The sequence below is a fragment of the Sorangium sp. So ce296 genome (assembly GCF_051529605.1).
Taxonomy (GTDB): Bacteria; Myxococcota_A; Polyangia; order Polyangiales; family Polyangiaceae; genus Sorangium; species Sorangium cellulosum_D.
Genome location: NZ_CP150325.1, coordinates 11,557,153 through 11,570,278 on the forward strand (window position 1 = coordinate 11,557,153; position 13,126 = coordinate 11,570,278).

The window sequence follows — 13,126 nt, forward strand, 5'->3', positions numbered from 1 at the left end:
GGGTCGATGCCGGTCGGGAGGCAGCGGCAGGGAGCGTCGGCGCCCGCTCGCCGCGGGCGCTGCGCCGGAGGGGTGTCGGGGCGCCGCGCCCGCGGTGCGTCATGAGCGCAGGCAGGACCTGAGCCGCGCTCGCTTCCACCCCTTCCGCGCGCTCATCCCACGTCGGAGGCATTTTTTCGCAACGCTTTGCATTCCTGCGGCGTGAGGGGAATCGCTTCGGAGAAGCGCGACGTGTATACCTTAGCTCGATGGCGCGCTCCTCTGGTGAGCCGGACTCGACCGAAGGGGAGGACTCCGTCGGCCCGGAGACGGCTGCGTTTCCGCTCGGCGCGGGGGAACCCAAGGCCGACAACGTCTACACGATCGCGCCTGGCACCGTGATTGCGCGCAAGTACCGCGTCGAGCGGACGATCGGCCGCGGGGGCATGGGGCTCGTGGTCGAGGCGCTGCACCTCGACCTCGATACGCGCGTCGCGATCAAGTTCCTGCTCCCGGAGTTCATGTCGTACACCGAGGCGGCGGAGCGGTTCATGCGCGAGGCGCGCACGGTCGCCAAGCTGCAGACGCACCACGTCGTGCGCGTGCTCGACGTCGCCGCGCTGGACAGCGGCGAGCCGTACATGGTGATGGAGCTCCTCGACGGCGTGGACCTCGCCGGCCACGCGCACGAGGCGGGCACGCTCGCGATCGGCGAGTGCATCGATCACATCGTCCAGGCGTGCGAGGCGCTCGCGGAGGCGCACTCGCTCGGGATCGTCCACCGCGATCTGAAGCCGGCGAACCTGTTCCTCACGAAGCGCCCCGACGGCGCCCCGCTCATCAAGGTGCTCGACTTCGGCGTCTCGAAGATCCTCACCGGCGACACGGGCAACGTCTCCCTCACGCAGACGACCACGATCCTCGGGTCGGCGCTGTACATGTCACCCGAACAAATGCGCTCGTCGAAGAGCGTCGATCCGCGCACCGACATCTACGCGCTCGGCGTGTGCCTCTTCGAGATCATCGGCGGCAGGCCGCCCTACGTCGCCGACAGCTTCCCCGAGCTGTGCGCGAAGATCTACACGTCGCCGCCCGAGGCGCTCCAGGACCTCCGCCCCGAGGTGCCGGAGGGCCTCGTCGAGGTGATCGAGAAGTCGATCGCGCGCGAGCCGGAAGATCGCTACCAGACGATCGCGGAGTTCGTGCAGGCGCTCGCGCCGTACGCCGCGCCGGGCACGCGCACGACCATCGCCGGGATCCTGCGCCAGCACGCCCTGGAGCTCGATCTGCCTCCGCCGGCCTCGCGCGCGGCGATGTCGCGGACCATGTCGCGCGCGTCGCGCACGAGCAGCGGCGGCCCGTCGGTGACCGACAAGGCGGCGCGCACCGCCGGCTCTGCGCCCCCGGCCGAGGACGAGGCCCCGCGCCGCGGGCGCACGCTGCTCTACGTGGCGGTCGGGGCCGTCGCTGTGGTCGTGGGCGCGTGGGGCGCGCTCTATTTCCAGCGCAACCAGCTCGGCATCCGAGCGGGAGACCCGGCCGCCTCCGCGTCTGCGCCGGGCGACACGGCGGCGCCCGCCGATCTGGCGCCGCCGTCGCCCCAGCCGACGGACACCGCCGCCGCGATCCCGAAGGTCGTCCCCGTGGGCGATCCGGAGGCCGCCGACGCGGGCGCGAGCGCGGCGAGCGCGAGCGACGCGGGCGCAGCGGACGCGGGCGCCCCCGACGCGGGCGGCAGCGCGACCGAGGCCGCGGCGGACGCCGGGGCCGGGCCGTCCGCGGCGGGCACGGCGGCGGCGAGCGCTGCGCCGGGCAAATCGCAGCGCGGGAACGCCGGCGGGCGAGGGCGCCCGCGCACGACGGGGGCGACCGACGCGGCGCCGGCCAGCAATCCCGAGCCGGCGCGCCCCGTATCGACCGTGAACAACGATCTCTCGATGGAGACGTGCTTCGCGACGATGCCGGACGGCACCAAGAAGGTCATCCCCTGCAAGTGACGCGCGCCCGCGCGCCGATCACGCTGGTCACGCCGGCATTGCGGCCGGATCCCTCAGGATGGCGCCGGTGAAGCCCGGGCGCAGGTAGAAGCCGCGCGGCAGCGCCGCGATCAGCTCGCCGTCGCGCCCGAACGCGAGCGTCCTCGCGCGCCCGCTCGCGGCCTTCGGTCGCACCTGGAGCCAGCGCCCCGCGCGCGCGGTGAGCCCCTCGACGGCGCCGATGCCGATGAGCCCCATCAGATCCTCGAAGTCCGCGCGCAGCACGCGCTCCTGCGCCTCCGTCGGGCGCCAGAGCCGCGGGGCGCCCAGCCGTCGCTCCTCGCTCGGCACGCCCGGCGCGGCGACGATCGGCACCCAGAGCACGTGGGCCAGCTTCGCGCGGGCGCGCGACGTCTCCCACTCCGCGCGATCGGCGTCCGAGAGCGAGATCGAGCAGACGAACGTCGACTCCTGCGGCGCCCCGGCCCCGTCCACGGGGATCGTCTTCAGCTCGATGCCGAGGTGGGGGAAATCGGGCCTCGACGTCGAGCCGGCGGTCGCGCCGAGCGCGCGCTCGACGAGCGCGCCGGCGGCCCCCTTCGTGCGCACGCCGCCGCGGGGCACCGCGCGCCCGAGCGCGCGCGCCAGGTCCGCGAGCGTCACGCCGGCGAGCGCGGACGCCCGGCACCGGAGCTCGGCTTCGTCGCGAGGCGGTTCCAGCGGGGGGATCAACGACGCCGCCCTTAGAGCATTGCGCGGCGCGACTCCAGCGATCCGACGCGCTCGAGATAGGTTGGCCGCCGGGGTGCGCCGGAACGTCGATGAGAATCGAGCAGCGCTGACCCGGGGGCCATGGCGGCCTTGATACGCGGCCCCCCCGAACGCGCCGCCAAGAGAGAGCCTACCGCCGAAATCCCCCCTTGCGCCCACAGGATTCGGAGGAAAAAGATGTCAGGAATCTCCTGTATGATTTTTCCGGGATCCTCCGGCGCTGTGCCGCGGAGCCCGCACCTCGTCGAGCGGCCACCTCATGTCGGCGAGCTGGCCCGTGATGCGGAGGAGCATCTCGCGCAGGGACGACGCGGGCGCGCGGTCCTGCGGGTTGTGTCGTAGACATGCGTACATGAACGCCGCGATGTCGGCGGTCCTCGGGTCGTCGGCGAGGCGCTTGACCGGCGCGGGGAGCCCGTCGTGCGTGATGTGCGCCGTGATGAGGGCGACCTCGGTGGGCGCGTCGAACAGCGTCTTGCCGGTGAGGATCTCGTAGGCGAGGCAGCCGAAGCTGTAGATGTCGGCCGTGAGCGGGGTCGCGGTGGCCCCGGGCGGAACGACGCCCCAGATCTCGGGGGCGCCGTAGCAGCCGGTGGCGCAGCCGGGCCGGATGTGACGGCCGGCCAGCCCGAAGTCGACGAGCACGGGCTCCCGCCCCCCGCGCAAGATCACGTTGGTCGGCTTGATGTCGAGGTGCCCGACGCCGACCGCGTGCATGGCCTCCAGCCCGGCGAGGATGCCGTCGAGCAGCGCCACCGCGCTCCGCGAGGTGAGGCCCCGCGCGTCGAGCAGCTTGTCGCAGCGGATGCCCTCGATGAGCTCCATCACGAGGATCGGCTTCGGGCGGGCGCCCGCGTCGAACGTGACGAAGCGGGCGAGGTTCGGGTGATCGGGCAGCGAGAGGAGCGCGCCCGCCTCCTCCCGGAACAGGCGGAGGAAGTCGGCCTCCGAGACGCTCCGGGCCGCCGTGTGATCGTACTCGGGCACCTTCAGGGCGAAGCGCTCGGCCGACGGATCGTGCCGCTCCTCGGTGCGGGTGACGACGAACACCGTGCCCAGCGAGCCGCCGCCGAGCTGGCGGTGCACGTAGAAGCCGCCGAGCGTGCGGCGGCTCGGCAGCCACGCGGGCAGCGGCTGCTCGGACCGGGCGACCCCGCCCGGCGCGCTCGGCCGCCGCACCGGGAGCTGCATGACGCGCGGCACGACGAGGGCGACCACGTCGGCGAGCGCTGCCGGGATGCTCGCGCGCGCGGCCGAGACGAGCGCCTCGACGGGCGCGGCGACGCTCGGCTCCGCGTCCGCTTCCTCCTGCAGCGCGACCTCGATCGCGAGGCGCAGCGGCTCGGCCGCGCCGGAGGGCGGGGAGGGCGGGTGATCGCCGCAGCGGCGGCGGGCGCCGGCGGTCAGCTGCCCGAGGCGCGTCAGGGCGTCCTCCAGGGCGCTGAGCGGCGAGGCGTCCGCGTCGCCGTCGGCCGCCGCGGTGAGCGCGCTGAGCGCGCGGGCCGCGTTCACCGCACCGAGCGCGCGCGCGAGGCGGGCGAGCGCGCCGCGCACGATCTCGGTGCGCTGCGACGCGCCCGCCGGCAGCGCGGTGACGAGCGCGTCGAGGGCGGCGATGCGCTCGAGCGCCCCGCGCGCGCGCTCGGCCTCGGCGAGCTCCGCGTCGAGCGCCCCCTTCCGCGTCGACCGGAGCGACACCGCGGCGTCCTCGCCGTCCGGCGCGCGCGCGCCGCCCTCGCGCCCGCCGCGCGCGAACCGCGCGTAGGCGCGCAGGAGCTGGGCGACGTCCGGGTGCATGCTCGCCTGGCCGAGCACGTCGAGGTCGTCGGGGTCGCCGCCGCGCATCGCGGCGTGCAGGAAGATGTCGGCCGCGTCGGCCGCCCCCTCGCGCACGAGCGCGTCGAGGCCGCGGGCGACGGACGCGGCGATGGCGCGGCGGAGCGACGATCCGCGGTCGGCGCGCAGCCGGTCGAGCAGCACGCCGATGGCGCCGGTCCAGCGGGAGAGCACGCGCGCCTTGAGCTCCGGCTCGCCGCCGAAATCGGTGCTCTCGCCGTCGATCAGGTGGATGAGCGCGCGGAGGTTGCGCTGGTGCACGGTCACGTGCAGCGGCGGCGAGGCGCTCGCGCCGGACCGCGCGGCGGACCCCTCGGCGCGGAGCAGCCACCGCGCGAGCCGCTCGTCGAGGTCGTCCAGCGAGGCGACGCCGGTCGAGTCCTCGCTCGGCCGGCGGTTCAGGAGCAGGAGGCCCTTCAGCAGGCCGGAGCCGAGCAGCTCGGCGTCGAGCTCGCGCACGAGCCCCACCGCGGCCCTGCGCGCCGCGGCGCTCTGCGCGTCGTCGAGCTCGCAGAGCTCGATCTCCTCGAGCGCGCCCACGACCTCGGCCGCCAGGGCGTACGCCTCGAGCGCGCGGCCGTGCGCCTCGCGCGGCCCGGTCTCGACGAACGCCGCGACGGCGCCGTCGAGCGCGCCGCGCAGCAGCGCGACCCCGGCGCCGTCCATCGAGAGATCGCGGTGGACGACGCGCGCGAGCGCCGCGAGGCCGTCGTCGCGGGCGTGCGCGCTGGGCGGCGCCTCGATCGCGTCCTCGAGCGCGCGGGCGCACCGCGCCGCCGCGCGGGCGCCGAACGGCTCCCCGCGGCTCGTCACGCCGCGCAGGTCGCGCCGGAGCTCGACGATCGCCTCGGCCGTCGCCATCGGGGCCGCGCGCGCGATCTCGTCGAGCAGCGCGTCGGCGGCCTCGGGCTCCGCGTCGGCCCCGACGGGGAGCCCCCACACCATCGCCGTGGCGATGCCCGGGTCGTGCGCGAGCAGCGGGCTCCGGAGCAGCTCGACGGCACGGCCGAGCGCGCCGTCCGGATCCACGGCGACGCTCGCGGCGAGCGACGCGGCGCCGCGCCGCCACTCGGTGGGGGAGAGATCGTGGGCGAGCAGGCCGCGCACCTCCTCGGCGAAGTCGGGCAGCACCCCCGCGAGCAGGCCGCGCGCCGCGGCGACGTGGCGCCACACGAGCGGCTCGCGATCGGCGAGGAGCGTCTGCCACGCGAGCGCGATCCCGTCGGCGCTGCGGTCGAGATCGCGCCGGCGCCCGTCGCTCACGTTGCGGAAGAGCCGGAGCGGGAGGTCGTCGCCCTGCATGGCCCGGCGGGTCGCCTCGCGGGCGGCGCGCTCGATGAGGCGCGCGGCGAGGCGCCGCTCGGGCAGGGAGCCGGTCGAGGGCGCCGCGATCCAGTCGCGCGACAGCTCGCGCCGAGAGGCGAGCAGGAGCGCGAGCGGATCGACTGGGATGTCCGTGCCCGCGGGGAGCCAGAGCGAGAGCATCACGCGGGCGCGGATGCCCGCCCCGGAGAGGCCGCGGGCCGAGCCGGCCGCCATGCGCGTGGCGAGGGCGACGAACGTCGCCGCGTTGCCGGCGTAGAGCTGGTTGAGCACGCGCCGGCCGAGCTCCCGCCGCTCGGGCCCGAGCGGGAGCGCGCCGGCGATCTCGTAGAGCGCCACGCTCGCGGCGGCCGGCGCGAGCCAGCTCAGATCGTCGAGCAGCCCGTCGGCCATGGCGGTCTGTACGCTCCGGAGCAGGCCATCCGGGCTGAGGGAGTCGAGCGGCGTCGAGCCGTCGAGCGCGTCGACGAGGGCGAGCGAGGCGATCGTCTGCCGGAAGAGCGCGCGCCGGACGTTCGGGTCGTCGTGGGACGTGAGATCGACGAGCCCTTCGAGGTATTCCGCGCGCGGTCGCATCGACAGGTGGCGCAGTCTAGCGCGACGGCGCGCCGGCCCCCCTCCCACGCCGCCGCAATCCTCGCGCGTCATCGAACCTCCCACCTCGATCCGGAGCGCGCGCGCTCCGCCGGGCTCCGATTGAGCCACCTCCCCCTACGATGATCGGACCGGCCTGGGGCGCGCCCTCGCCGCGCTTTCCGCTGCGCCGCGCGGGGTGACCACGTTGCTGCGCCGCGCGGGGTGACCACGTTGCGGACGAGGCCGGCGCGCCGGCGCCGTCGTCGCGCGACGCGCGGGCGGCCCGGGCTCTCTCGGGCCCGGCCGCCTGGGTCGTTGGCGGGCGCGACGGCGCGCTCGGCTCGCGCCGCGCGCTCGCCGAGGACGCAACGGGCGCGCTCGGCGCCGCCCGCGCGCGGGACGATGCGGATCGAGCCGGTGGAAGTGAACCTCGAAGTGGGTTAAGCGGGACCGCGCGCGGAGCCCGCGCCCTGCGCGTCCGTCGTGCGGGGGCCGCACCGAAGAGCTGGAATGCAGGGAGACGTGGAACAGCAGGGCTTCTCGTTCGATCTCGGCGCGCTCCGCGCGGCGTACTCGCGCTTCCTCGCGCCCGCCCAGGGCGAGGCGCCGCGCATCCTGCTCACGGGCCACTCCCATCAGGCGTGGCCCGATGTGGCGCGCGACGCGCTCGCCGCGTGCTTCGATGACGCCGCGCGGCTCGTCGACGACAAGTGGGACGACGCGGTGTTCCCGAAGCGCGCGGCGGTCGGGGCGGCGATCCTGGAGCGGATGGGCTTCGATCGGGGCGACGACATCGCCTTCGGCCAGAACACGCACGAGCTCGTCTACCGGCTGATCTCGTCGCTCCCTCGGCGCGATCGTCCGCGGATCGTCACCACCGACGGCGAGTTCCACTCGCTCCGGCGCCAGCTCGCGCGCCTCGGCGAGGACGGCGTCGAGGTCGCGTGGGTGAGCGTCGAGCCGCGCCGCTCGCTCGCCGATCGGCTGCTCGACGCGCTCGTGCCGGGCACCGCGATGCTCGCGATCTCGGCCGTGCTCTTCGAGAGCGCCACGGTGGTGCCGCGGCTCGACGAGATCGTCGCGCGCGCGGCCGAGATCGGCGCCGTGCCGCTCGTGGACGCCTACCACGCCTTCAACGTCGTCCCGATCGCGTGGGGGAGCGCGGCGCCTCACGTCTTCGCGGTCGCGGGCGGCTACAAGTACGCGGCGATGGGCGAGGGGCTCTGCTGGATGCGCGCCCCGCGCGGCTGCGCGCTGCGCCCGGCCTTCACCGGCTGGTTCGCCGACTTCGGCGCGCTCGCGGGCGGCGGCGGCGTCGGGTACGCGCCGGGGGGCGCGCGCTTCGCGGGCTCCACGTTCGACCCGTGCGCGCTGTACCGCGCCGCCGCCGTGCTCGAGCACTGGGATCGCTTCGGCCTCACCGTCCCGCGGCTGCGCGCGATCTCGCTGCGGCAGACCGGGCGCATCCTCGGCCACCTCGACGCCGCGGGCCGCGGCGGCGACGTCGTCTCGCCGCGCGAGCCCGAGCGGCGCGGCGGCTTCGTCGCGGTCCGCGCCGCGCGGGCGGGCGACGTCGTGCAGCGCCTCCGCGCGCGCGGCGTGCTCGTCGACGCGCGCCGCGACGTGGTCCGCATCGGCCCGGCGCCGTACCTCACCGACGCCGAAATCGACGCCGGCATCGCCGCCCTCGCCGAGGAGCTCGACCGCTAGCGCCGCCACCGACGGACGCTCGTTCCATCTCGATCCAATCGACCCCGCCTTCGCCTGCCTTGATCCCGGCGTACAGGCCACGGTATTTTCTGAATATGACTATCAAGTTCACGCGCGGCCGGTGGACGCTCGCCATCCTGTGCCTGGCTGCCGTGCTGCTGGGGGCGCCGCTCGCCCGCGCGGATCAGGGCGATCCGCCGGAGGTCGAGGCGCAGCGGCTCGTGCACATCCTCGGCTACATCGGCGCCGACTACGGCGGCTCCGTCGCGAACGGGGTCGTCACGGTGCCCGACGAGTACGCCGAGCAGCTGTCCCTCGCCGCGGACGGCGCGAAGATCGCGGCGCGCATCCAGCCGTCGATCCCGGCCGGGCGCGAGTTCGATCTCGCGGCGCGCATCGCGAAGCTCCGCGAGCTGCTCGATCGGAAGGCGCCGCCCGCGGACGTCGTCGCCCTGGTCGCGGGGCTGCGCGCCGAGCTCGTCGGCGCCTTCCAGATCGAGGAGGCGCCGCGCGCCGCGCCGAACGCGGCGCGGGGCAAGAGCCTCTACCAGGAGCACTGCGCGACGTGCCACGGCGAGACCGGGCGCGCGGACACCGCCCGCGCGGCCACGTTCACGCCGCGCCCCGTGAACTTCCACGACCCCGAGCGCGGCGAGGCGATCGCCCCGTACCGCGTCGTGAGCACGGTCCGGTTCGGCGTCGACGGGACGGCGATGGTCCCGTTCAACTTCCTCTCCGACGCCGACCGCTGGGATCTCGCCTTCTTCGTCACCGGCCTGCGCCACGCGGGCGTCGCGCCGGCGCCGGCGGGCGTCGCGCCGGCCTTCACGCTCGCCGAGCTCTCGGCGCGCACGGACGCCGATCTGCGCGAGGAGCTCCGCAGCGCCGGCGTCCCGGCCGACGCCGAGGCCGCGGTGCTCGCGGATCTGCGGCTCCGCGCGCCGTACGAGGATCGCGCCGCCCGCTCCCCGCTGGGCCTCGTGCGCGTGAAGATCGAGCGCGCGCGGCAGGCGATCGCGCGGGGCGACCGCGACGCGGCCCGCGGGCACCTCATCGACGCGTACCTCGAGGGGATCGAGCCGATCGAGGCCCCGGTCCGCGCCGCCGACGCCTCGCTCGCCGCGGCGCTCGAGGCCCGCAGCATGGAGCTCCGCGGCCAGCTCGAGCGGGGCGCGTCCCCCGCCGAGCTGGGCGCCGCGATGGACGCGCTGCTGCGCGACGTCGGCCGCGCCGAGTCGCTCCTGTCGCCCGCGTCGGCGCCGAAGAGCTTCGCCTCCACGGCCCTCTCGAGCGCGGGCATCATCCTGCGCGAGGGGGTCGAGGCCGCGCTCCTCATCGCCGCGCTCCTCGGCCTCGCCGCCCAGGCGGGGCTCGCGGACAAGCGGCGCTTCGTGCACCTCGGCTGGATCACCGCGATCGGGCTCGGGATCCTCACGTGGATCGCCTCGGCCCGCCTCGTCGCGATCTCCGGGGCGCAGCGCGAGCTCATCGAGGGGGCGACCGCGCTCCTCGCGACGGCGGTGCTCTTTTACGTGAGCTACTCGCTCCTCGCGAAGCGCGAGGTCGCCCGCTGGATGAAGTTCCTGAAGCAGCAGATCTCGCCGCGGCGCGCGGCGCTCTCGCTCTTCGGCGTCGCGCTGCTCGCCGCGTACCGCGAGGCGTTCGAGACGGTGCTCTTCTACCAGGCCCTGCTCGCCTCGAACGCGTCCGCGAGCGCGGCCGTCGCGGGCGCCGTGGTGGGCGCGGTGGTGCTCGTCGTGCTGGTCGCGGCGTACACGCGCGCCGGCAGGTTCGCGCCCCCGCAGGTCTTCTTCCGCGTCTCCAGCTACCTCCTCTACGCGCTCGCGGTCATCTTCGCCGGGCAGGGCGTGGCCGCGCTCCAGATGGCCGGCAAGGTGCCTGTCCACCCGCTGCCCTTCGGCAGCGTGCCCGCCCTCGGCATCTTCCCGACCGTCGAGACGCTGGGCGCGCAGCTCGTGCTGCTGATCCTCGCGGTCGTCGGCATCCTCGCCGACCGCCGCCACGCGAACGCCACGCCGAAGCCGCCCGCGCCGCCTGCGCAGATCGCCCCCGGCCCCGCCGCCTGACCGTCGCCTGCCGCCGCGGCGTCCTCGCCGCGGCGCTCAGGGCTCGCTGTGGACGCGCGGCGCCTCGGGGTACAGCGACCGGAGCCCGCGCCACGCGACGTCGGTCGCGCTCTCCGCGGGCTCGGCGAGATCCCACTCCAGGTAGAGCTTGTCGCCGTCGTAGCAGCCGAAGCTCGTCGACAGGCAGAGCATCGGCTCCCGCTCGATCGCGTACCCGGAGCGCGCCACGTCGTGCCCGAAGACCGCCACGCGAGCGTCCGGGTCGAGCGCGCGCAGAAAGGCGTGGGCGCGCTCGCTCGAGGTGCTCCGCGCCCAGAGCAGCGCGCCGAGCGTCCCCTGCAGGCTCATCTCCGACAGCGGCACGTCGAGGAAGCCGTCGAGCGGGAGCCGGTCCAGGTCCTCCCGGCTCTGGATGCGGGCGTGCGGCGCGGCGTGGAGCATGACCAGCCGGGCCTCGCGCGCGACGGCGACGAACGGCCATCCGCGGAACCAGCTCCGCATCGCCAGCGTGTCCTCCGGACCGAGGAGCTCCTCGAGCCGCTGGGCCTCGTCTGGAAAGAACTTTGCCACCACCGGACCCCCCACGTGCGCGTGCTCGTGGTTGCCGAGCAGGTAATGGACCTTGCCCGGGTGCCGGTCCGCGAGGTTTCGCGCCTTTTTCAACAAGGTCACGGAATCGCCTCGGTAGAATGAACCCAGGTAGTCGGGCCATTCACCCTCGTCGAGCTCGGGCCCGTGGACCAGGTCGCCCGTAATGACGAGCACCGCGCCGTCAGGGCCGGCCGCCGCCTGCTCGAAGATCTCGGCGATCCGCTCGAAATCCGCGACATTGCCCTGAAAGTCGGTGGCGACGATCAGTCTGCCCCGCTCAGGGAGGTCGACGACACGCTGCACGTCTCCAGCATAGCCGAACGTCCCTGCCTTCGCCTCGCGCGAACTGACCCCGCGCGGCGGCGCCGCGCCGGCCGGTTGCTGATTCACTTGCAATCCGCCAGATCGTCCAGATTCATTGCAATACTCCAGCAGCACTGTCCCTTGGCGGGGCATCTCGCTCGGGCTAGGCTCCGAGCTGTATGCAAAACCGGAATCTTTCAGCGTGGGTGGACGAGGTCGCGCGCCAGACGCGGCCCGATCGCGTCGTCGTGTGCGACGGCTCCGAGGCGGAGAACCGGGCGCTGATCCAGGGGATGCTGGGCGACGGCACGCTCATCGCGCTCAACGAGGAGAGGTACCCCAACTGCTATCTTCACCGGAGCGACCCGACCGACGTCGCCCGGACTGAGCACCTCACGTTCATCTGCACGCGCGATAGAGAGGATACGGGCCCGACGAACAACTGGATGTCGCCGGAGGAGGCCTCGCAGCGGGTCGGGCGGCTGTTCGACGGGGCGATGAAGGGGCGGACGATGTTCGTCGTTCCGTACCTGATGGGCCCCGTGGGGTCGCCGTCGGCGAAGGTTGGAGTCGAGATCACCGACAGTCCGTACGTCGTCGCCAACATGAGGATCATGACCCGGATGGGCCGGGTCGCGCTCGAGGCGCTCGGAGGCTCCGAGGACTACTGCCGGGGGCTGCACTCGCTCGGCGACCTGAGCCCGGAGCGGCGGTTCGTGTGCCACTTCCCCGCGGAGCGGCTCATCTGGAGCATCGGCTCCGGGTACGGCGGCAATGCGCTGCTCGGGAAGAAGTGCTTCGCGCTGCGCATCGCGAGCACGATGGCGCGCGACGAGGGCTGGTTCGCGGAGCACATGCTCATCCTCGGCCTGGAGGACCCGGAGGGCCGGGTGACGTACATCTGCGCGGCGTTCCCGAGCGCGTGCGGGAAGACGAACCTCGCCATGCTCGTGCCGCCGGCGTCGCAGAAGGGCTGGAAGGTGTGGACGGTCGGCGACGACATCGCCTGGCTCCGGATCGGCCCGGACGGCCGGCTGTGGGCGATCAACCCCGAGGCCGGCTTCTTCGGCGTGGCGCCCGGCACGAGCTCGAGGACGAACCCGAACGCCCTGGCGACGCTGGCCCAGAACTCGATCTTCACGAACGTGGCGCTCACGCCGGAGGGGACGCCGTGGTGGGAGGGCTTCGACGGCCCGGCGCCGCCGGTGCTCACCGACTGGAGGGGCCGTCGGTGGACGCCGGACAGCAAGGAGCCGGCGGCGCACCCGAACAGCCGGTTCACGTCGCCGGCCCGCCAGTGCCCGTCCATCTCGCCGGCGTTCGACGCCGCGGCGGGCGTGCCGATCTCGGCCATCGTCTTCGGCGGCCGGCGCGCGCGGCTCGCGCCGCTCGTCTGCGAGGCGCGCGACTGGACGCACGGGGTCTACCTGGGCGCGACGATGGCCTCGGAGACGACCGCCGCGGCCACGGGCCAGGTCGGGGTCGTCCGCCGCGACCCGATGGCGATGCGCCCGTTCTGCGGATACAACATGGGCGATTACTTCCGGCACTGGGTCGAGCTCGGCCACGGGCGCCCGGGGTTCCCGAAGATCTTCCACGTGAACTGGTTCCGCCAGGGCGCGTCGGGCAAGTTCCTCTGGCCCGGCTTCGGGGAGAACCTCCGCGTCCTCCGCTGGATCCACGGGCGCGTGAACGGGAAAGCGCAGGGGCGCGAGACGCCGATCGGGATCATGCCGGCCGACGGCGAGCTCGATACGAGCGGCCTCGACCTGAACCCGGAGGCGATGCGCGAGCTCTTCGCCATCGACCGCGACGCGTGGCTGGAGGAGGCGCGCGATCGCGAGGCGTTCCTGGAGTCGTTCGGCGCGCGCGTCCCCGAGGCGCTGCTCCGGCAGAACCGGGATCTCGTGGCCCGGATGCAGGCGTGAGCTAGCGCCGTCCCCGAGCGATTCACCCATCCCCCACGCGCATCGC

7 protein-coding genes are annotated in these 13,126 nt (G+C 74.5%); 4 read left to right on the plus strand and 3 right to left on the minus strand.

Translation table 11 applies throughout. From position 1 onward, the window contains the following. Nucleotides 1–248 precede the first annotated feature (248 nt). Entirely contained in the window at nt 249–1,976 is a 1,728-nt protein-coding gene (locus WME98_RS42655; RefSeq protein ID WP_437947381.1) for a serine/threonine protein kinase, read from the plus strand. Between the two features lie 27 nt (nt 1,977–2,003). Here the strand turns inward: WME98_RS42655 and mutH are convergent, their stop codons facing one another. Continuing rightward, nucleotides 2,004–2,687 (minus strand): DNA mismatch repair endonuclease MutH, encoded by a 684-nt coding sequence (gene mutH / locus WME98_RS42660; protein WP_437947382.1) that lies wholly within the window; start codon nt 2,685–2,687, stop codon nt 2,004–2,006. Between the two features lie 219 nt (nt 2,688–2,906). Beyond that, nucleotides 2,907–6,461 carry a protein kinase domain-containing protein gene (locus WME98_RS42665; RefSeq protein WP_437947383.1) on the minus strand — a complete coding sequence of 1,185 codons (3,555 nt, stop codon included), beginning with the start codon at nt 6,459–6,461 and terminating at the stop codon, nt 2,907–2,909. A 522-nt stretch (nt 6,462–6,983) separates the two neighbouring features. Here WME98_RS42665 and WME98_RS42670 point away from each other — a divergent pair. Both WME98_RS42670 and WME98_RS42675 read left to right on the plus strand, forming a co-directional pair. Next, nucleotides 6,984–8,171 carry an aminotransferase class V-fold PLP-dependent enzyme gene (locus tag WME98_RS42670; protein WP_437947384.1) on the plus strand — a complete coding sequence of 396 codons (1,188 nt, stop codon included), beginning with the start codon at nt 6,984–6,986 and terminating at the stop codon, nt 8,169–8,171. A 95-nt stretch (nt 8,172–8,266) separates the two neighbouring features. Beyond that, on the plus strand, nt 8,267–10,258 hold the full coding sequence (locus tag WME98_RS42675; RefSeq protein ID WP_437947385.1) for an FTR1 family protein: 1,992 nt from the start codon (nt 8,267–8,269) through the stop codon (nt 10,256–10,258). A 36-nt stretch (nt 10,259–10,294) separates the two neighbouring features. Here WME98_RS42675 and WME98_RS42680 read toward each other — a convergent pair whose 3' ends face one another. Next, nucleotides 10,295–11,239: a metallophosphoesterase gene (locus WME98_RS42680; RefSeq protein WP_437947386.1), complete on the minus strand. Its 945-nt coding sequence runs from the start codon at nt 11,237–11,239 to the stop codon at nt 10,295–10,297. Nucleotides 11,240–11,331: 92 nt separating this feature from the next. Between WME98_RS42680 and WME98_RS42685 the strand changes: the two genes are divergently transcribed. Continuing rightward, entirely contained in the window at nt 11,332–13,080 is a 1,749-nt protein-coding gene (locus tag WME98_RS42685) for a phosphoenolpyruvate carboxykinase (GTP) (RefSeq protein WP_437947387.1), read from the plus strand. The last annotated feature ends 46 nt before the right edge of the window (nt 13,081–13,126 follow it).